This window comes from Ruegeria sp. L11 (genome assembly GCF_056531755.1).
In genome coordinates this window covers 13,656-34,151 of record NZ_JBQFMI010000024.1, presented here as the reverse complement: position 1 = coordinate 34,151, position 20,496 = coordinate 13,656, and the positions used below count along the sequence as shown (strand labels likewise).

General features: G+C 55.3%; 20 protein-coding genes. 10 read left to right on the top strand and 10 right to left on the bottom strand.

All coding sequences use genetic code 11. The features are described 5' to 3' along the window. Nucleotides 1–227: 227 nt before the first annotated feature. Nucleotides 228–815 carry a TetR/AcrR family transcriptional regulator gene (locus ACR0CE_RS19555; RefSeq protein WP_299948712.1) on the bottom strand — a complete coding sequence of 196 codons (588 nt, stop codon included), beginning with the start codon at nucleotides 813–815 and terminating at the stop codon, nucleotides 228–230. Between the two features lie 87 nt (nucleotides 816–902). Here ACR0CE_RS19555 and ACR0CE_RS19550 point away from each other — a divergent pair, with 87 nt between their 5' ends. From ACR0CE_RS19550 to ACR0CE_RS19540, 3 genes are all read left to right on the top strand, one after another. Then, nucleotides 903–2,009, top strand: coding sequence for an NmrA family NAD(P)-binding protein (locus ACR0CE_RS19550; RefSeq protein ID WP_480661007.1), 1,107 nt, complete (start codon nucleotides 903–905; stop codon nucleotides 2,007–2,009). Between the two features lie 47 nt (nucleotides 2,010–2,056). Continuing rightward, entirely contained in the window at nucleotides 2,057–2,629 is a 573-nt protein-coding gene (locus tag ACR0CE_RS19545; protein WP_480833512.1) for a carbonic anhydrase, read from the top strand. A 91-nt stretch (nucleotides 2,630–2,720) separates the two neighbouring features. Beyond that, a complete protein-coding gene (locus tag ACR0CE_RS19540) occupies nucleotides 2,721–3,173 on the top strand; it encodes a hypothetical protein (protein ID WP_480692862.1) in 453 nt (150 codons plus the stop codon). Between the two features lie 172 nt (nucleotides 3,174–3,345). On the opposite strand, the gene ACR0CE_RS19535 is transcribed toward ACR0CE_RS19540, so the two are convergent. The 5 genes from ACR0CE_RS19535 to ACR0CE_RS19515 form a co-directional block, all read right to left on the bottom strand. Then, nucleotides 3,346–3,882 (bottom strand): AAA family ATPase, encoded by a 537-nt coding sequence (locus tag ACR0CE_RS19535; protein ID WP_480537495.1) that lies wholly within the window; start codon nucleotides 3,880–3,882, stop codon nucleotides 3,346–3,348. 31 nt (nucleotides 3,883–3,913) lie between these two features. Further along, complete coding sequence (locus ACR0CE_RS19530; protein ID WP_480508607.1) at nucleotides 3,914–4,294, bottom strand: GFA family protein; 381 nt, start codon at nucleotides 4,292–4,294, stop codon at nucleotides 3,914–3,916. Next, complete coding sequence (locus ACR0CE_RS19525; RefSeq protein WP_480508609.1) at nucleotides 4,287–4,856, bottom strand: DUF2087 domain-containing protein; 570 nt, start codon at nucleotides 4,854–4,856, stop codon at nucleotides 4,287–4,289. Before ACR0CE_RS19525 ends, ACR0CE_RS19530 begins: the two co-directional genes overlap by 8 nt. Nucleotides 4,857–5,084: 228 nt before the next feature. After that, nucleotides 5,085–5,501, bottom strand: a complete 417-nt coding sequence (locus ACR0CE_RS19520) for a VOC family protein (protein WP_480508611.1) — start codon at nucleotides 5,499–5,501, stop codon at nucleotides 5,085–5,087. A 71-nt stretch (nucleotides 5,502–5,572) separates the two neighbouring features. Then, nucleotides 5,573–6,823: an MFS transporter gene (locus ACR0CE_RS19515; protein ID WP_480508613.1), complete on the bottom strand. Its 1,251-nt coding sequence runs from the start codon at nucleotides 6,821–6,823 to the stop codon at nucleotides 5,573–5,575. A gap of 119 nt (nucleotides 6,824–6,942) precedes the next feature. Between ACR0CE_RS19515 and ACR0CE_RS19510 the strand changes: the two genes are divergently transcribed. Continuing rightward, nucleotides 6,943–7,707: an AraC family transcriptional regulator gene (locus ACR0CE_RS19510; protein ID WP_480473210.1), complete on the top strand. Its 765-nt coding sequence runs from the start codon at nucleotides 6,943–6,945 to the stop codon at nucleotides 7,705–7,707. 319 nt (nucleotides 7,708–8,026) lie between these two features. On the opposite strand, the gene ACR0CE_RS19505 is transcribed toward ACR0CE_RS19510, so the two are convergent. Then, a complete protein-coding gene (locus ACR0CE_RS19505; RefSeq protein WP_480833511.1) occupies nucleotides 8,027–8,311 on the bottom strand; it encodes a DUF1127 domain-containing protein in 285 nt (94 codons plus the stop codon). A gap of 135 nt (nucleotides 8,312–8,446) precedes the next feature. Beyond that, nucleotides 8,447–9,403 carry a homocysteine S-methyltransferase family protein gene (locus ACR0CE_RS19500; RefSeq protein ID WP_480833510.1) on the bottom strand — a complete coding sequence of 319 codons (957 nt, stop codon included), beginning with the start codon at nucleotides 9,401–9,403 and terminating at the stop codon, nucleotides 8,447–8,449. A 166-nt stretch (nucleotides 9,404–9,569) separates the two neighbouring features. Here ACR0CE_RS19500 and ACR0CE_RS19495 point away from each other — a divergent pair, with 166 nt between their 5' ends. Further along, entirely contained in the window at nucleotides 9,570–11,123 is a 1,554-nt protein-coding gene (locus ACR0CE_RS19495; protein ID WP_480833509.1) for a winged helix-turn-helix domain-containing tetratricopeptide repeat protein, read from the top strand. Here the strand turns inward: ACR0CE_RS19495 and ACR0CE_RS19490 are convergent. Then, complete coding sequence (locus tag ACR0CE_RS19490; protein WP_480833508.1) at nucleotides 11,098–12,081, bottom strand: hypothetical protein; 984 nt, start codon at nucleotides 12,079–12,081, stop codon at nucleotides 11,098–11,100. The two genes, ACR0CE_RS19495 and ACR0CE_RS19490, sit on opposite strands and share 26 nt — an antisense overlap. A 99-nt stretch (nucleotides 12,082–12,180) precedes the next feature. After that, on the bottom strand, nucleotides 12,181–13,422 hold the full coding sequence (locus tag ACR0CE_RS19485; RefSeq protein ID WP_480833507.1) for a trypsin-like serine peptidase: 1,242 nt from the start codon (nucleotides 13,420–13,422) through the stop codon (nucleotides 12,181–12,183). 465 nt (nucleotides 13,423–13,887) lie between these two features. On the opposite strand from ACR0CE_RS19485, the gene ACR0CE_RS19480 reads away from it, so the two are divergent. From ACR0CE_RS19480 to ACR0CE_RS19460, 5 genes are all read left to right on the top strand, one after another. After that, a complete protein-coding gene (locus tag ACR0CE_RS19480; protein ID WP_480833506.1) occupies nucleotides 13,888–15,357 on the top strand; it encodes a tyrosinase family protein in 1,470 nt (489 codons plus the stop codon). 6 nt (nucleotides 15,358–15,363) lie between these two features. Continuing rightward, entirely contained in the window at nucleotides 15,364–15,774 is a 411-nt protein-coding gene (locus ACR0CE_RS19475; RefSeq protein ID WP_480833505.1) for a hypothetical protein, read from the top strand. Nucleotides 15,775–15,938: 164 nt separating this feature from the next. Beyond that, nucleotides 15,939–17,168 (top strand): matrixin family metalloprotease, encoded by a 1,230-nt coding sequence (locus ACR0CE_RS19470; protein ID WP_480833504.1) that lies wholly within the window; start codon nucleotides 15,939–15,941, stop codon nucleotides 17,166–17,168. 11 nt (nucleotides 17,169–17,179) lie between these two features. Next, nucleotides 17,180–19,336, top strand: coding sequence for a S8 family peptidase (locus ACR0CE_RS19465; protein WP_480833503.1), 2,157 nt, complete (start codon nucleotides 17,180–17,182; stop codon nucleotides 19,334–19,336). A gap of 20 nt (nucleotides 19,337–19,356) precedes the next feature. Beyond that, the gene (locus ACR0CE_RS19460; protein ID WP_480833502.1) at nucleotides 19,357–20,496 is read left to right on the top strand and encodes a trypsin-like serine peptidase; all 1,140 of its coding nucleotides are present in this window, start codon (nucleotides 19,357–19,359) and stop codon (nucleotides 20,494–20,496) included.

Sequence of the window (20,496 nt, the reverse complement as noted above, 5' to 3'; positions counted from 1 at the left end):
GCCACGCAAACAGGCCGGACAGACGAAGGTACTGACAAAATACCCGCAAACATCACCAAAAAGTTCTTGCAATGCAGGAGCCACCCACAGAAGCCGTTTGCCTCACCACTCGACGCTGCAGCGCAGCCTGCGCATTGCTGCCGTTCGTGCACCTTGCAGCATTTTCGAATAGCGGATGACGGCAAACCACAACATAGCCGTCAAATTCTCGGGATACTCTGCCACAGTTAGGATCTTTCTTTCGGCCAATAATCCTGAAGCAAACCTATGGCTGTGCGCCCTGCTTCCAGCGCTCGGTCTGCCTCTTCTTCGGATTCCGTCAGACGAGCCAGGGTAATCGTGCCCATCAAGAGCGCCATCGCAGCTAAGCCCTGACCCGAACCGGTTTCCGACGTGTCCTGCAAAAGGGCCGCCATGCGATCTAACGCCTGTGCGCCCACTTGATGGGGCGCGCCCGTTGTGCGGGCAAGCTCTGTTCCCATCGCCGCCAACGGGCATCCGTTCCGACTATCTTGAGCGTGAGCTTGGGAAAGATACTTAGCTATGTAGCCTTGGCGCTCCTTCTTTCGCCCTTCGCTGGTTTCTTCGCGCTCCATGTCGGAAACCACATCGTCGACTGCGTGCCAGAAGGCTGTCGCGATCAAATCCTCTTTCGACTCGAAGTGCCGGTAGAAACCGCCATGTGTCATTCCGGCGGCCTTCATGACGTCAGCGACGCTGGTCGCTTCGACCCCGCGTTCGCGGAACAACTGCGCTGCAGCATCCAGTATCCTGTTGTGACTGCGCTGTTTCTCGGCTTCCGACATCCTCGGCATTTTCGCGCTCCCAGACGGGGTTGACATTTAAGATTGCATGTATCATCTAAATTATAGATTGCAAGTATCATCTAAAGGAGCGTGCCCGTGCCTACCAAACCCAAGATCCTTGTCACAAGTGCAAGCGGTAAGACCGGACTGCACGTTGCACATCAGCTCAGAGCCAAGGGTTACCCAGTCCGTGCGTTCATACGACAGAGAGATCATCGTTCTGACATGCTAGATCGCGCGGGCGCTGAATTATTCGTGGGTGACCAGTATTCCCTGAGCGACATGTGCAAGGCCATGAATGGCGTGCAGCGGGCTTATCAATGCGCCCCGACGGCACCCAACGGGCTGCACTTCAATGCAGTCTTCACCGCTGCGGCTTACGAAGCAAAGATTGAACACGTCGTTACGCTAAGCCAATGGCTTTCCAGCGTGGATCACCCATCCCTGTTTACACGCGAAGTCTATCTGGGCGACATCCTGATCGGCATGCGTCCCGAGATGTCTGTGACCAAGGTGAATGTCGGCTGGTTTGCCGAAAACTACCTGATGGTACTGGGCATGGCGGCCCATCTTGGGCAGTTCACGATGCCGCTCGGCGACGGCGACGTGAAGAATAATGCCGCCCCCTCAAACGAAGACATTGCCCGCGTAGTTGTCGGTGCCTTGACGGATCCCGCACACCATGCAGGCAAGACATATCGTCCCACGGGCCCAACGCTGTTGTCACCCAACGAGATCGCTGAAGCAATGGGCCGCGCGCTGGGGCGGCGGGTACGTTATGTCGACATTTCCGAGCGTATGATGGTCAAGGCGCTGAAAGCCCTGCGCCCAGCAAACTATTCGGAAGCGGCAGTCACCCAGCTTGCAATCTATTCAGAAGAGTACAGGCGAGGCGCCTTCGCGGTGAACGCCCCAACCGAAGACGTGTTCCAAGTCAGCGGGCACGAACCTGAAGCCTTCGAAAGCATTGTACGGCGCAAGGTCGCTGATCAACCAGGCCTGGCGCGCAGCCTACCAGGCAGCATTGGCGCGATCGGCAGCTTTCTAAAGATCCTCACGACGCGCCCCTTCGATCTTGATCGCGCCCAGATGCAGCGAGACTATGTACAGCTTTCTTCCCCGTCGTATTGCCAAGACGACGCCGCGTGGGCGGAAAGTCATCAGCCCACCGCCAGAAAGACCGCACCGATGCGTGTCGCCTGACACTACGCAAGACGAAGGATTGTCCCCCAAGACGAAAGGACCTCTGAATGAACATTCAGGACGAACTTATCACTCGAAACCAAGAATTCGCGGCGGGCTTTGACAGTGCTAACCTGCCGATCCTGCCAAAGTTGCGAACGGTTGTTCTGACCTGCGGCGATGCCCGGGTCGATCCCGCGCACATCCTCGGACTGGAGCTTGGTGATGCGGTTGTAATCCGAAACAATGGCGGACGGGTTACACGCGCCGCAATCGAAGAAATCGCCACCCTCGCCTTTCTGGTGAGCGTCATGACGGAGGGCCGCGAACAGGCGTTCAACGTAATCCTGATGCAGCACACACAATGTGGAGCCCAGCGGCTGTCCAATCCAGACCTTCAGGACGCGCTGCTGAAAAAGCTTGGGCTAGATGTGTCCGAGTACGCGATCACGGATCAGGAAAGCGACCTTTTCGCAGACATCAAGCGCCTAGCGGTAGCACCGGAGGTACCGGACGCGATCACCGTCTCAGCCTTGCTTTATGATGTCGCCACTGGAACAGCCCACGAGATTGCTCCGGCCGCATCATTGGGGGCGATCCGGGCCGAGGTGAGCGTATTGCAAACTGCGGTTCGAGGGTGAAGGTCTGCCTACCTCCAATTCACGTAAACAAACGCATATCGAAAGGACCGATCAGATGACGCCCACAGTGATATTCCTTCTTCAGTTCGCGATGAGTCTCTTTGTCTTTGCTCTGATCGCGGCGTGGTACGTTGCACCCTGGCTTGCACGGCTGTCGGCGGCGGCAGCGCTCTCAATCCTGCTGTTGCCGCATGCTTTCCGACACATCGGAATGAGCTTCTTGGTACCAAATCTCAACAACGGAGGGTTACCCGAGGCGTTCGCAACCAGCGCCAGCTATGGCGATTTACTCTCGGCGTTTCTGGCAATCGCCGCGCTTATCGCTTTGCGATGGGGATCAGTGGCAGCCCTTCCGTTGGTTTGGGGTTTCAACATCCTTGGTACTGTAGATCTGGTGAACGCCTTGCGCCAAGCCGAGGCAATTAACTACTTTGGCCCCACTTGGTTCATTCCAACATTCTTTGTCCCGGTACTTTTGGTCACGCATGTGATGATCTTTGCACGGCTGTTGAAGGCAGAATGGCCCAAGACGGCGTCGGCATGACAGAACAAATATGCTTCTCAGGCAGGCAGTGCTGCTGCCTGCCCCACTGTGTCTCACGGCCCTTAAGAGACATTCACCACCCAGCTCCGATGCTGCGGTCGCAGCCCGTACTGCCGCCGTTCGCTGCGGGTGCAAAGTCGAGAGCATGACGACTTAGAAGCGGGCCACTGGCTTAAGCTGCAGCACACATGCTCAGAACGAATTCAACGCGCTGTTGCACTGATACTCTTGGCAGCTCCGTTCTCAAGTAGCCAAGGGTATCTAATGCGCGCACAATACGGCGATGCTCCTGAAGTGCTTCACTGAAGTCGTGCCTGCGTTCAGCGTCCTGCGTGAAAAGATCTTTCCATGGAGGGGCTACGAAAACATGCTTTGCGTATTGCCGCGATGTTCCGAGTGTTTCTGATAGGTCCGGTCCACCAGAACTCGCTAAGGCAACCGCAGCATCAACTAAGCCGCGATCAAAAAAGACCCAACCTTCTGACTCACACGCTGCGTGCAAGTCTGTCCTTGCAACCTCAACGGCTCGCAAGGCGAATGCGTGCATGTTCACCCACGGCAAAGCGTGACTCGCCCGGGCCAGTTCATCTGCAACGATCCGTCGACCAGGCTCTGGCACCGTAGTGTGCCCACATTTGCCGAGGGCCTGAAGCAAAGTTGACTTTCCCCCACCAGAACAGCCTGTCAGCAAAATCAGCTTTTGTCCCATCACTTTGTCCCAAGACCAATTCTGCGTCGCGCTACCGCTCGTTCTGAGGAAGGCCGTCTGCGATCTCGTAGTAGTCCCCTTTCTCAGACATAAAGATATGCATCGCCAGAGACGTATTCGTTGGACCATCGAACACGCCCATGGCCACCGCCGTCCAGTCATGGTGGATCGGATCCCAGAACAGGGTTGATCCACAGGTGCCGCAGAAGCCCCGTCGCACCTTTTTGGAAGACTGGTACCAGCGCACTGCATCCTCGCCTTCAACCCGAAGTGACGTCCGGGGAATGTCGATGGAGGCCTCAAAATGACCGGAATGCTTGCGACATTGCTGGCAGTGGCATGCCGTGGGGCGAGGCAGGTCACCTTCGACGACGATCTTAACGGCGCCACAAAGACAAGATCCTTTATGCATGGCCCACCTCCTCTGTTTTTGGCGCACGGTTCCGGCGCCGCACATTCAGTGCTTGAATGAGAGCTTTCGCTTCGGCTGGCGGCTCCTGTTCGACGCGTCGGTAGTTGGTGCCATCGTTTCGGCGCGTCAGAAGCCCGGCAGAAATCATTGTTCGCCGCAGGGTTGCTGGATCTTTGAACACGTGTTCGAGATTCAGACGCTCGTTGACTTCCTGCTCCATCATCGACTGTGCCGGCGGAAGTCTTGCCCAGAGCGCCCAAAGAGCAAGCGTTTGCACACTGCGTTTGGACGGCCAACGAACGAGACAGCCATTGGAATCGAATTGATGCAAGGCGCGCTCTACGGCTCTCGCATCAACAGTTTGCCCGTTGGTTGCGCGCGCAAGCCTTTGGCCAGCAGAGTGGACCGAACGCATGTGTTGGACATTTTGAAAATTTGCGGCACGCGCAGCCATATTCATAAGCACGAGGTGCGGCGGGCTTACGTCACCGAGTTGCTTGGCGAGGGATCGCGCAAACACGGTCAAGTCGTCCGCGTGTAACGGCAGAGAGATTTTAGGCATGGGGCTTCCACATCAAGCGCCAATGCTGGATCGTCGGTCGCTGGCTTAACGAAGCGGCGCTCTCAACTGTGTTAGTGATTGCTTTGCCGTTCGATCTGTTTGGCAGGTTTAGCTCTCCCAGAGGAGCAGCGACGCCTCGGTGTCTGCCGACCGTGCAAAGTAGATAGCAAATGATGCGACCGAGGCCAAGGCCATCGTTGTATTGCCCGCCCAACCAGACAGTTTCCTTCATCCGTCTCTTCCTGGTTCGCTCTGATCGCTGGAGAATAACGCGATCTTGTTGCCTTGAGGATCGCGCAGGTAGCCGACAAAAAAGTTCGGTCCGTAGGCCTCTCTGAAGCCCGGCGCTCCATCGTCTCTTCCACCCGCCTCAAGTGCAGCGGCATGAAGATCACGAACCTGTTGTTGGCTGCGCGCCTCGAACGCGACCATCGTGCCATTTCCTGTTGATGCGGGCTTCCCGTCAAAAGGAGATTTGACATAGAACTCAGGGAGGTTTGGCGCCTGCCCCGGCTTTGTAGGAAGCGCATAGCTCAGGTCACCGTGATAGTGTTCCAGCTGATATCCGAGATCTGGCAGAAACGCGGAGTAGAAGCGTTCAGCGCTCTTCATGTCATCGGCACCTATTGTGATGTAGGCAATCATAGTTAAGCATCCTTGTGATTTGTTCCCATTCGTCGCTTGACGCGTTTAGTCGCGGCGGTTCGCGCATTTGATCATATAAACCAGTATCGCCGCGCATGTTCGGCCTTAGCCTCTTCGATAGTCATGCGATTTCTACCAAGCGGATCAATTGATGGAAAATCATTGGGTCGTGCTGAAGCGGGCAGAGTGCCGATGGCAAGAACGGCCGCACCGCCGGCAAACGCTGCAGAAAGGCCAAACATGGCACCCCAGGATATGCCAGCGACGATCCCGGCCAAAACCGCTCCAAACGCGCCTACCCCGTCCAGCAAAGTGAACGCGAAACCCAGCGTCGTACTTTCGTTGCGATCCGAGTGATCAACTGCGGCTGCCAGCATTGTCGCTCGAACTGCGTCCAGCGAGGCAACCCCAAAGGCCATGATTGCAATCATGACCAAGAACGGGGGCTCGAACACCAGTAAACCGACAGCCAGGGCAGCAAACCCGTTTCCAGTTGCGAGTACCGGAAAGCGGCCGAGCTTGTCGGAAATTGATCCAACCAACGGCTGGGCGAGCGCCCCGGCCACAAGCATAGCTGCAAAGATAACCCCAATCTTTTCGGGTGTAAGTGCGTGAACCGTCGCCAAGTAGAGCGGGATCATGCTCATCAGACCAATCAGTGCCATGTTATTGAATGAGACCATGGCAACGAGGCGAACCCCTCTTTGACTGCGCCATGTATTCAGAAGCAGCAATAGCTCCTTTCTACTGATACGCGAAGCTTCGGATAAGGGAACCGCCCGCGCGATCCACAAAAAACAAACGCCAACACAGGCGGTTGGAAGTACCGAAAGCGCCAGAGCAACGCGCCAATCCACAACCGATAACAGCAACCCGATCAACAGTGGCGCGAACACCTCCGCAAAAGACCCTCCAACCGCATGTATTCCCAAAGCGCGGGCGCGCGTTGTCTTGTTGTCGTCGGTCAGTACTCCGGTTGCAATCGGATGCCAGGCCGCGTTGCCCATCCCAGCGAGTGCCAAAAGGATCGCAAGGCTCCAAAATCCTAGCGCCTTTGCTGCGAGCGCATATCCCACGACGACCCAGAAAAAGGTACCGACAAGAAGACGACCCCGGCTCGACACCCGATCTGCGATGAGGCCCGCAGGCAGATAGGCCAAAGCACCACCAACGCTGAGCAGCGTGAACAGTAGACCGACCTCAGCGGGGGAAAGGTCCATGTGGAGGCCAGCGGCCGGCACGATCAACCATAGCGCTGCGATTGGCCAGTCGATGGCGAAGTGTCCTGCGGCAAACCAGGCCATCAGAGATCGTTCTGTCATAGTGCCTAACCCATTGAGTGCGAAACTTCAGGCACGGTGCCCGACTGATTGGCGATTGTTAGCGAAGGGTGATATGTCTGTCTGTCGACAGGGAGACGATTGTTATCGAGGATTCGTCAATGAAGGACAGCAAGCTGACAACATCTGATCGACCCCGCTATCTCGGGGAAACGATTGAGCCAGCGTCAGGCGAATGCTACGACTGGCATTCCCACGATTTTGGTCAACTCATCTCCGCGGCCTCAGGGTCGATGTATGTCGGAACCCCGGACCGGGTCCTGCTGCTCAGTCCGGCTATGGCGATCTGGATTCCCCCGGACAAAGAACATTGGATGCGCTATGGGGCGAACAACGTCATGCACTATGTCGATGTCAATCGCGAAGAGGCAGAGTGGCTTGGGCCAGATTGCCGGGTCGTGGCCATGACACCACTTCTGGATGCATTGTTTGTTGCGGCGATGCCAGAAGCGACAAGTACACGAACAGTTAAGCACAACACAGCGCTGCAGACCTTGCTTCGACACGAGCTACTCGCAGCGAAGGACGTGTCGCTCTCACTTGTTTTGCCGAAAGATGCGCGGCTACTCGGCGTCGCGCGTGATGCCCTCAACGACCCAGGCAGCATTCGCTCAGTCGAAGCTTGGTTGTCAGGCGTCTCCGCGAGCAGAAAGACCGTCGAACGACTGTTCATCGCAGAAACAGGCATGCCACCGTCGAAATGGTTGCGCCATGCACGGGTCTTGCATGCCGTATCACTGCTCGCGGCGGGTAAGAGCGTAACCTCGGTTGCCTTCGATATGGGATACGAATCTATGAGCGCTTTCAGCTATATGTTCCGACAAACTCTAGGCGTTAGTCCGAGGGAGGTTTTAAGGAGCCGGTAGGTTGTACCAAAAGGGTCAGATGTTTTCTGCGGCCCAAAGCCGACCTTGGCAACCAGATCGGGATGCTGCGGCCGCATCCGCATTGCTGACATTCGCGACACCTACTTGATTACGGTACAGGTGGGCGTTCAGGCAGCGGACTAAGCTGTCGATAGGGTATTACAGTAATGCCAACAATTGGACCAAAGTAAGTATTACGTGTGATCATCGGAGTTCTCTAGCCATGGTACTTGAATGTTGGTGTGCTCAGAATTTTTGGAGCACACCTTGACACTATGGGGCAAGCGATCCCTTTAAGATGCGATCAAAGCCTTAAATGTCAAAACCTCCAATTTGCATCACGTCCATAACGCAAATCCTTGTGGTAGAGTTCCGGGTTCAGGCCAATGTCTTTCAGCATTCGTTTGTCAAACTGAGACACATGCCGGAGATCCCGCCTAAAGCGATATTCACGAATTACCACGCCTTGCAAACGTGAAACCAGCTTGGCGATAACCTCAGCAAATGAGACGCCACTCTTTCCCCTTTTATTTGGCGCCTTGGCGCCAATCGGTTGAAACGCCACGCTGGGCGGGACAGAAAAAGAACTACGTTCGGTTGTCATTATTATCTCCTATGTTCGGCGTGATCGCCCCGAAGTTTCCCGAACCGCTGAGCCGCGCTGCTTTGCGGCTACTTGAGCTTATTGCGATGACAGTCTGCTATTCACGGTCCGGGGTTACGTGATTTAGTTCGTCGGTCAGACGGTTAAGGTGGTCGGTTTCTGGGTTGCCTTGCAAACATGCTCGACATGACGATGATCGGTGCCGCAGCACCCGCCGATGACGGTCAGATTGGGCAGAATATTTGCAAGCTCCAGATGAAGCTCACCGAATTCCTGCGGGTTCCCGTCATCCAACTCCGAAGCTTCGTCCAACTCGGCATGGGACAGGCGCGACGCGTTGGCCCGCAATCCCATGATCCGCTTCGTCCAATCGCCGCCCTGCTCAAGGACAGAACGGAAGTGATCGGGATGCGCGCAGTTGATCATGAAGTACGCCGCTGCACCTTTAGTGATGGCGTCGACCTGCTCTATGGCAGAGCGCAAATCCTGACCCGAAGGCAGCCGGCCGTCGGTCTCGACGGTGAACGAAATCACCACGGGAATACCAGCAGCCTGTGCGGCCCGCACGATACCGATCGCTTCTGCTACATAGGTCATGGTGATGGCTGAAACCATGTCTGCGCCCATCTCGGCGAACCAGTCCACCTGTTTCTGGTGATAGGCTTCGGCTTCTGTCACGCTCATTATTTCTGTCGGGGCGTATCCGTCGCTGTGCGGCCCGATTACTCCGTTGATCACAAAGGGTGACACTGGACTTTCGTGCTCGTCCCGCATCTTGATTAGCGTTGCGATAACCTCGCGATGGACCCCTTTAAGTTCATCACAGTCCACCCCGAGTTCAGCCGCCCAACGGGGGCTTGCACGCCAGGTCGGAGTGTCCATTATAAACCCACGGCGATGGTTTACGGCCAGCCGGGCGAACCCGCGCATGTATCTGTCTATGGCGTCGATACCCTCCTGGCTTTCCAACGCTTTAAATGCTGCAAACAGAGGCAGGTCGATCCCGTCGTGAAAGACCAGGGTAGTTTCAAGGCCGCCATCCCCCACCATCTGGGTGCCGTTCAATTGCGGTAACGCATTTCGATATTTCATTGCTATACTCCTGTTCCCAGGCCCCGAAGCGGACCGTTAAGGATGAAATGGGAATAGCGGCGGCTCGGATTCGAACCTCGAGCCGTATCTGAGCTTTTCCTGAGAAAGTATGAGGGCTAGGCTTGTTTCAAACGAGAATTGTTTCAAACATGATCGGTTCCGGGCCATGAAATACACGTTCAATGAATGTACGATTGATACCGATCTCTTTCAGATATCGCGGGGCGAGGCCTGTAACAGTCTGACCCCGCAGACCTTGCAAATTCTGGAATACCTCATTGCCAACCGGGACCGGGTGGTTCTGAAGGACGAGCTGGTCGAGCAGGTCTGGCAAGGCCGGTTCATCACTGACGCCACTTTGTCGACTGCGATGAAAGAGGCGCGCCAAGCGGTTGGCGACACAGGCCGGGACCAACACACAATCAAGACCATACATGGCACCGGGTTTCGCTTTGTCGCCAAAATCGACAAGCCCGTCGCCAAAACTCAAAACTCACCGACACCCGGCGGTATTGTGCTTGCGGTACTTCCGTTCAAAAGTCTCGGTTCAAACTCCGACGATGGATTTCTGGCCGAAGGTTTGACCGAAGACACGATTACCAATCTGTCCCGGTTTCGCGATCTTACCCTGCTCTCACATCGCACAACCGCCCAGTTGGCAGCTGACAAGGCTTCGAACTCGGACATGTCAGACCGACATGCGGTCACACATGTTGTCGAGGGCAGCGTTCGAAGATCCAAAAACCAATTGCGGGTGACCGTGCAAGTGACTGAGGCCAGCAAAGGCACCCTAGTCGCGACCGAGCAATTCGACCGTGGCAGCGGACCAGAAGAACTGTTTGATATTCAGGAAGACATTGCCGCCCTCATTGCCGGCCGCCTTGCTAGTCGCCACGGCCTTGTGGCAAACAACATCGCTCGATCCCTGCCCGACGGGCGCACCCAGTCCTGGGATACTTATTTCCTGGTTGCGCAGTTTTATGAGTATTACCGGTCCTACGATCATTCCATACATGCAGATATTCGGGACAGGTTAAAGGACGCGCTCGAAACGGATCCTCAATCTTCGGATGGGTGGGCGGCCTATGCCATGTTGCTGCTGGAAGAGTACCGCTATCACGTCAACCAGCGCCCCGATATCGACACCTTAGCGCTCTCGGCAGAAGCTGCGCGTAAGGCCGTGAAATGCGACGGCCTTAATGCCTTCGCGCAGATGACACTGGCACTGACCATCTTCTATCAGATGGATATTGCGGGGTTTCGGGTCGCCGCCGAACGTGCACTTGAGTTAAACTCCGGCCATTGCGATGTTCTGGCCGAGATTGGGTCCTGCCATCTTTTCCTGGGCGAATATGATCGCGCGGTCGAATTGTTGGATCGGGCGATTGACCTGAGCCCAGTCCACCCAGGATGGTATCACTATGCGCGATGCTGGCTATACGCATCACAGGGTTTCACAGAGGCCGCTCTGGTAGAGATTGAGAAGTTTCCTATGCCTGAGTTCTTCTGGTACCAGGCACATCTTGCCTGGCTCCACGGCGAATTGGGCAATACCGAAAAAGCCCGCGCGGCGGCTGCGGTCATGCGCGAGATGTTTCCGATCTTCGAGAACGTCGTCTATGAAGAACTCGCGATGACCGGTATCACTCCGGAACGCGGTGAAATGGCTATCCAAGGATGGCGCAAGGCGGGACTCAGTATTCCGGGACGTCCGTCTTAGGTCGCTGACGCGTCGCAGCAGGTACAGCAATTAAGCCGGAGAGGACGATAGCGGCGGCCAATGTCGTGTAACCTCCCAAGGCAATCGCAAGGCTCCCGATCACGCCACCCAACGCAAAACACAGAAGGTAGCGCGCCATACCTGCCGCTGGCGTATCCGTCCGAACCAAGTAGAGCGGGAAGAACAGAAAAAGCCCGAATGCATTTAGCAGGATAGTCACACCAACCAAAAACTCGGTTTTAGATAAATAGGTAAGCCCACCCGCAAATGCCGCCAACAGCAAACCTACTAGCTTGGCGCGCAGGCCCAATCGCTTGGGCACGACACCAGCAAGGTAGGACCCCAAGCCGGACAGCAACAGGCTACCGGCCAGCCAAGCGCTAAGACTGCCAAGGTCTTGCTCCAGCGAAAACACTTCGAGAAAGGCCCAATAGGCGCCCATACAGATGAAAAAGGGCAGCAAGCTTGCGTCCCACTGCCAGTTGAAATGCCCTTTATTGCGATAGTTTTGCGCAGGTATTTTCCGAAACAACAGGATTACTTGTATCGCCGACAGAAGGGCCAAAAGCCGCAGTAGTGACCACTCAGCCACGTGAATTACAACCAACAAAATGAACGAAGCGGCACACCCGATCGCCATTCCGTTGCCAATCATTTGCAGAACCCTTGCCTCGGTAAAGCTGCGCGACAAGGGCAGTGCCAAAACAATGCCCAACGCCAACCCGACGCCGCCTGCCCCGGCAAACAAAACTGCAGTTGAAAAAGCCTGAACCATCGCAGCGCAGGCAATGCCGCTACACGCAACGATCCCGGCCCCACGCAGCAACCATTTATGTCGCGTGTCGGCCCCAATCGCACATCCGACTGCGGAGAACAGCAGAACGACGCTTGCCAACAGGCCAACCGCCACGTCGGAAATCCCGCTTTTTTCGGCCAGTTCGGCCAGCCAAATTGGCATCGTATTTAGAACGGTAACGGCCAAGGCGACTATGAATAAACGTGTCAATCGGAACATGCCAATAGACGCAACGGCCCTCTGAGTGACACGCTACGGAATTCAGGGGCCATGGATAGCGTCCCAAAGTGCATCGTTCAGAAAGCTTGTGCCATGATTGGTGTTTCCTGATTTCCCGTTGCAATCGCCGTGGCTGTGTATGCCGATTGCAACATCAGGGTCTTCTACAAGGAATATGGGTGAGCCGGAATTGCCCTTCCGTGTATCGACCCCGTGCGTGATGGCAGCACTCGAGGATGATATGACATTGACCCCGACAAAGGGGCCAGACTCTTGCTGTTGGGTCTGACTGTCGCTGTTACGCAGGGTTGGCGGATTGCCGACCGGGTCGTCATCGAGACCATAACCTCGCACCCAGACTTCGGCGGGGCTGTTGTCGCGCAAAAGCGTGAAACTGCCAAATCTTCTATGTGGCATATCCTGTCCGAGTGCCGGGACCACATCGAAGATCGCCCAGTCATTTCCGATCCCGTCATCCGCAAAGATGATGCTATCTGTTACGATCTTATACTGGTTTTCGATTTCCGGATGTTCTGGTGTTCCGTCCGGCAGGGAACTGGGGACCTCGAATTGCAGTACTGCCAGTTTACTATCATCTACGCAGTGACCGGCCGTCAGAAATTTACCTCCGGATTCCATCCACCCCGTACAGCCGGCCGAAATAATCCGGCCCAGCCGATTGTCATTCGATCTTTGTCTGTGATCGTCAGAACAAATCGCCTGTTCGCCGGGGGTAGTTCTTTGCTGCATTGACCCCTCGTCGGATGTCTGTTCCTGCGGCGGGCGTCCGATATCAATCGACGAAATCGTATAAAAAGCACCGGGATCGTCGGATGAGACGTACAAAAACACATCGACATACGATCCATTAAACAAGGCCGTTGTCCCCTCCCAAGCCTCCAGTGTCTTCTGATCGAACCATTGGACTTGCGATGCGTCATTTTCGGTCCCGCGTATCTGGATGTAGCTGTTGGACCCTAGATCGAATTCAGCGAAATTTATCGCAATCGAAAGGGCTGTGTCGTCGCCAACAACCTCGTATTGCACAAAGGCACCTTTCTCGCGTGCCTCGCCTTCGGTTAAAAACTCGCCTGTCTGGGCTTGAGCGCGTATCCTCGGCAGCGCGCTCGCAAAGTCGCCGTCCCACTCAACGAATAACTGCGTATCGGCGATCGATGCATAGTCCTTGCTCTCAAAGTTCAAAGGGGCCTGCTGCGCATGGGTGAGAGGGCCAAGAACGAAGCAGCTTATAGTAAAAACGGTCAAAAATTTACGTACGGACATAAATCTCTCCCCAAGCCATGTTCGAATTCAGAAAACCTAGTTTGCAATATGCCGAAACATACCACATCACTGGCCTTTCGAAACTGTCGGCCTTCAATTTAACACAATAGTGTAAGCTGGCATGGGCCGCTATCCGTACAACCGGGCAAAACTTGGTGCGAGAAAAACCTTAGCCAGGTAACCGGTGCGTGTGGTATCATACTGATGAGTAACTGCCGGTTGCAGACGATTGAGATTGAAAAAAACCCTTGAATTCGTCGGCGGCAAAAAACTAGTGCCCGCGTAGTTTACACGACTTTCACAAGTGTGATCGGGACTGACCCGTTCCGTCAGGACAGTTGAATTGTTCAAATCCTTTCATCAGGCACCGCCTCAGTCGGTGATCGGCCAAATGAAATTTCAGAGTCCATGCGGCCAAATAAAACCCGAGTGAAAAATAGAGAATATTCAACGAGGAGATTGACAATGAAGCGCAGAATATTTCTAGCACGGACTGCCACCTTTGGCGCGGTAGTTTTCTCGGGCACTTTGCCTGGCCTGCGGGCAGCGGCGCAGACCGGAACACCGTTACGGCGCAGCCTTGCCGATATGGATCTTGATGATCCCGACCTAGTTACCCTGCGCAGTTTCGTCACCATGATGAAGGACCCGGCGCGAGATGGCCAAAATGTAAGTTGGGAAGGTTTTGCCAATATCCATGGAAGTTTCGCCGTGGGGTTCAACCTGTGTCCGCACGGGAACTGGTATTTCCTACCATGGCATCGGAGCTACATCCGCATGTACGAACAGGCCGCCCGGACATTGACCGGAAATGCCGATTTCGCAATGCCCTATTGGGACTGGACTGCAAATCCGGGGTTCCCGGCAGCCTTTGGTGATGCTGAATTCGACGGACAACCTAACCCACTGTTCGTTGAAGGACGGAACCTGGGCACCGGAGATGAACTTGGCGAGGACATTACCGGGCAGGACGTAATGGACACGATCTATGGAAGTCAGACTTATGAGGAATTCGGATCATCCCGTCCTTCCGGTCAGGTCGATACCTCGCCAATGTGGATCATGATGAACGGAACACAGGGTGAGTTGGAAAGTAACCCGCACAACAACGTGCATTGCATCGTGTTGGGGCCGTTCATGTGTTCGGGCGCTTCGCCCCAGGACCCGGTCTTTCAAATGCATCACTGCAACATTGACCGAATCTGGGATCAATGGAACGCAAACGGCAATTCCAACAGCGGCGATCAGCTATGGCTAGACATGCCGTTTACGAACAATTTCTTTGATCCCGAAGGCAACAGCTATACCGATACGGTCAATGAACTGCTTGAGGTGGTCCCACTCGGCTATACCTACGGATTGGAGCCGCCACCTGTTGTCGAACCCATCGATCCGGGGCGATACCTCTATCTTGCCAACCTCTATGGGGCCCCAGGATCGGCGACTGGACTGGTACAGCGCGAAGTGCAGGAGGTTGAAACCAAAATTGATCCCGGCCAGTCTGCCAACGTTCAGCTTAGTGCAAATGCGCAACGGCTCAACGCGGCGATCGACCCGAATGCAAGCAACGCTCTGACTGCGGCAGGAGCCCAAGAAAAGCGGGTCTACGCGTTCCTGCGCGGGCTCCAGCCTACTAACAATGGCACACAATTGCGGGTCTTCGTGAATCTGCCAGAGGCCGGAACCGACACGCAGGCCGTGGGCAACCCCAACTTCGTGACATCTGTTGGGTTCTTCGGGCCGACCAAGACCCATGATGGCATGGACATGAACAGATCGGTTGCCGTTGACCTAACCAGCGCATTACGCCGACTTGACTCCGAAGGAGCATTGTCCGGTGACAGTATATCCGTGCAACTTGTTCCGGTGCCCCTGCAAGGCTCGGCCGAGGCCTCGGCTGTCTCGGTGCAAGAAGTGGAACTTGCGATTGTTTGACCTGGAATGCGCCTGATGATTACTGCGATTGGATTGTTGCTTGCGGGATCCGCACTATGGCTTGCACAAGGCGATAGAGCCGAGAAACTGCGGTTGGGGCCGGGTGACACGACCGAGGTCTGTGTTCAGGCCCCGCCCGACCCGTCAGCGCGCGCAGTTTTGGTTGTCGACATGTTTGATACCCAAAGGTTTCAAGACGCGAACCTCTCGGTAATTGCGCAGGGGAACCAAGCGCGCACTCGTATAGGGTTCTTTCCCGCTACACCGTTCAACAGCCAGGCGGGCGATGCGCCGCGCAGGTATTTTCTGCCCCGCCAGGCTCCGGTTGATGGGCTGTATTGCTATGAAATCCGGTTTGAAGCGGAAGACGGGAGCGTGTTGATTTCCGTGGAAGCTTCCGGAGCATTGAGCAACTAATTCTGACTTCGACGTATCGTTAGGCGAAGGGAACCAAAGGCCCGGATAAGGATTTATCGCCAAAGGACGACTCAACCCAAGGTTTGTGATATAGTGTTTAAAGAGGCCTGCACCATTGTTATTCAGCCCGGCAGGCCATCCTCTATTATTTGCGGAGGCCAAGGATGCGTATATTTTTATCTTCTGTTTTTTTCTGCCTGTTTTTTGGACCTGCCTACGCGCAGGCGGTCTCACCCGAAGAAGGCAGGGTTACCTCTGGTGAGTTGGCCGAAGAAGCGCGCCAGCAATTTGCAGGAATGAGTTTTGAAGAGTTCAAGGCCCAGGTTCCCCATTTCGAGGATCTCAACCTGTGGGTCGTCAACGGCGATGTCCCGATCCGCGGAGAAAAGCGTCTGCGCGAGTTTTTTGAAGCAAACGTTCAGGTCGTGCCACCAACCGGGGACAAAGTGCCCGAACTTATCGTGGCGCATGAAGGCGGGCTTGATCTGTTATGGGGTAATGCGCAGAAACGGGCGCTGACCTACTGTGTAGATACAGGATTCGGCCCCAACTATACCGCGATGGTCGCGGATATGGCGGGCGCCGCGGCCGCCTGGGAAGCAGCGGCGGATATCGACTTCATCCATGTGGCTGCTGAAGACAGTGCCTGTTCACCCTTGAACAACAATGTCCTGTTCGAAGTGCGCCCGTTCGATTTCGGTGGTCAGTTTTTGGCCGTCGCCTTCTTGCCGAACGAGGCGCGGTCGGGACGGACGGTTGCAATGGACCCAAGCTCGTTTACCCTTGATCCCAACCGAGCACTGACACTACGAGGCATTCTGCGACACGAGCTTGGTCATGTGTTGGGATTCCGACACGAACATACCCGCCCCGATGCCGGAGCTTGTTTCGAAGACCTGGACTGGCGCGAGGTTACAGACTACGACGCGCTGTCGGTTATGCATTACCCGCATTGCAACGGTCAGGGGGATTTCTCGCTGACGCTTACACATTCCGACATGAACGGAATTGCCTGCCTCTACGGACCGGCACCCGGATTTGTCATCGACACCGCGATCTGCACACCTGCCGTGCTCGGCGGGTCGGGTCAGCCCACAACGCTCAGTGAGGGGCCGGTGGCGGTTGCGCGAGGGCAAAGTGTCAGTTTTGGCCCATTTGACGTTGTGGGAGGGACACGCTTTGTCGTGCGCCAGTCGGGCGAAGGAGACCCCGATCTCTATCTCAAATTTGATGCGCTTGCGGCCCTCAGCGTCTTCGACTGTCGACCGTTTGTCGACGGGCCCGAAGAAGTTTGCGACGTGGATGTCCCAATGAATGCCAGCGTCGCATCCGTCATGGTGCATGGTTTTGCCGATGCCCGCTTCTCGCTGGATCTGAGTTTTGTCGCTCCTTGAGGAGGTTGCAAATGTTACGTGTTCTGATGATTGCTCTGGCCAGTGCGTGGACGCCGGCACTAGCGGAAATCGTAACTGCCCGACCTTTGGTCGCACTTGACTGGCGTTCGTCGCCCGGGGACGAGGTGAAAATCGCGGCCGAAATCTCACTTCTTTATCAGACACTTTACAACACGGGCAACCTGGCCACACGTGAGGTTCCAAACCCCGAAGGGTTGTTTTTAGAACGCTTGATGCGGCAGGAAGGCGTGTTTTATGGAGCGTACTTTCCGCAAAATCTGGACAACGTATTGTGCGATCTCAATACACATATCTGCAGCCGCGAACGCTATCCGGTAAGTGAAAAACAGCTACTCGACTTGTCAGTCCATGTAGGCGGTTTGGAAAGCTCTCCATCAAGATGGCGGTTCAGGGGGCATCCGGATTTGAAAGTGCGTATTCCGGATTACGAATTCTCGTCCTACACCTTGCTGGCCAAATCCCAAGTGCCCTCGGACTGGGTACCCAAGCAGTTTACGCCCGGTCAGATGGTCGATTGTTCGGGTTGGGAAACGGATTGCCAATCACTGGTCGAGCGATTGAATCCGCAACTCTACGGTAAAAAAACCCGATCAGCATCTCAGACAGTAGTCTTGCCGGTAGCAGGGCTTTCGGTTCAAGTTCCGTTGCGGCCAGAAGAGCAGTCGCGATATTATGATCTGCTCAGCAAAATGGGAGATGAGCAACCCAAGAATGAAACGGAATTCGCTGGTCCCAGTGCAAAACAGTCCGGGTTGACACTTGAAAGCCATGCGCCTGACATTTCACGCACGGATTTGGCGATCCAATCGCTAGAACGCAACATCGTCAGCATCGGCGGAGCCAGCGATTTTGGTGTGCGAGATGAGCCGCTGTTTGATCAGCAGGTTGAACTGTTCCGTCTCATCCAGCATCCATTCGCCGAACAGGAGGAACTGCCAGAAGAGTATCGCGGCAATGTCGGTATTCTGGTGCTCGATGCTGACGGCGCGAGGACCCACTGCGATCTGACTTTGGACGCTCTGCCAGAGGGGACCAACACTTGCGGCGAGATCGAGGCTGCCCCACATCCAATCCGAGATCACAGTTTGCATGTGGTAGGCCTGATTTCCGCGCCTATGAACCAGCGTGGGATCGTCGGTCTCAATCCGGAAGCCAATGTTATATTTGGGTCGATTAACCGCGAGTTCACTTCGCCCGCAGACATCCTGAATGTCATCCAACAACTTCAGAGCAACGCATTCCAGGGCGTGCGCATCGCCAATATGAGCTGGGGTTTTGACCGAGAAGTTGGCAGCAGTGACTTTCTGCGCGACCAAATTGCCACGCTGGACAGTACTATGCTTGTGGTGGCAGCGGCCGGGAATGAAAACAAAGATGTCAGCGAAGATTGCCGGATTTTTCCGGCTTGCATGCATCAGCTCGACAACGTTCTTACAGTTGTTGGGCTTGACCGCGATCCAAGCAACCCTTCGCTTTGGCAGCGGGATCAGACCAAAGGCTCAAATTACAACAGCGAGTTTCACATTGGTGCAATCGCCGACAACGTACTCAGCACCATTCCCGGCGACAGATTGGGCCGCATGTCCGGAACCTCCCAGGCTGCTCCTCAGGTAACGGCAGCCGCGTCGCTTATTTTTTCGGCGGCTGAATTCCTTTATCCCGATCTGATCGAGCAAAAGCTTGCCCCCAAGATCGTCAAGGATCGGTTGATTTACACCGCCGATCATTTCCTCGGCCTGCAGAGCAAGCTGAAATCCGGTCGCCTGAACGTAAGTCGGGCCATCAACGTTGTGGACACTCAGATCGTTGTCGAGCAAGAAAACGGGCCAATATCCTACAAGGGCAGCCTCAAGGCGATTCCTGTCGATCATATCCAATGCCTACAAGCCAGCGGCGATGTCACTAAATACGCGTGGGGTTCGATCCGACGAATGATCTATGTGCCCAATCGCGACAGATACATCCTTTATGTAAACGACAATTATGTAGGCGATACTCTGGACAACAGGTATCAGCCACTCCGGCGGGTCGACGGCTGCAACCTGAACACTCTGAGTCATCAAGGGAAAATCAAGCCGCGTGGTGGAGATGAGATCGATTTCCGCTTGGGAGACGTCGTGGACTACACTTCGGCACTGTTAGAGTGAGACGACTGGCGGCTATCAGTATGGCGCTAATGTGCAGCTCTGCTGCGGCGCAGGAACAGGCAATTGAACCACATGTGGATGGCCGCGTACTTGATCTGTCTGTAAATATCACCGGTGACGATTTTCGGGACAATGGTCCGATTTGGTGGCGCAGTGACTTTTCCAAAGTCGGTGCGAAATCGATACGGTTGTTTCTTCGCGTAGTCGAAGGCACGGAGGTGCCGGCGGTAATCGAAGTGGAAGGCGAGGACGGCGTCGCGCGGTCCTACGACATTGCCGATATCGGAACCGATGGGCGTTGGACCGGCATGTTCCCCGGCGGGCGGGTCGTACTCTCGTTGTTTTCGGACACACGGCCTGACGGTCTGTCATTGATGATTGAGAAAATGGCGATCGAGACAGAAACAGGCACGCTTTTTTCGATCTGGGGCGGTGAGGATGAAACCGCGCATATTAATGACGCGGCCGTGCCGCAATCTATTCGCGACTTGGGCGCACCGGTGGCCAAACTTTCCTTTTTTCTGGGTGGCAAACCACGAAGCTGCACTGGGACCTTGATCAACCGGGACCACCTACTGACAAACCATCATTGCGTGGCGGACGCCGCTACCTGCCGCAGCGCAATTGCGGTCTTCGGATACGAACGAACCGCTGATAACCGCCTACGACTCGGTCAGCAATTCGACTGTGCCGAAGTGAAGGAAGTGCTGGTGAATTTTGAACTCGATGCCAGCCTGATCCGACTGGATGGCACTCCTGGCGATACGTTCGGCTTTCACAGCATCGATCCGGTGGCCACCGATGCGGCGATATCCGAGGAATTGGCGATCATCCAGCATCCCGGTGGCAACGAAAAGCAGATTTCCTTCATCAACTGCACTGTGATGGCGCTACCGGTTGATGGTCGGACAAACGAAACGGATTTCAGCCATACATGCGATACCGCAGGCGGTTCATCCGGCTCGCCGGTGTTCAATGCGAACGGAGTATTGGTCGGCCTGCATCACTATGGTTTCAACGATGGTCAGATTGAGGAATGGACCGAAAACCGCGCCGTGCGGATGAGCGGTATAACCGATTGGCTGCAGCAACGGGGCATAGTCCAAGCACCTTCCGATGGCGCGACATCGGAAGGGACAAATTCAACGCCTGGCGATTAG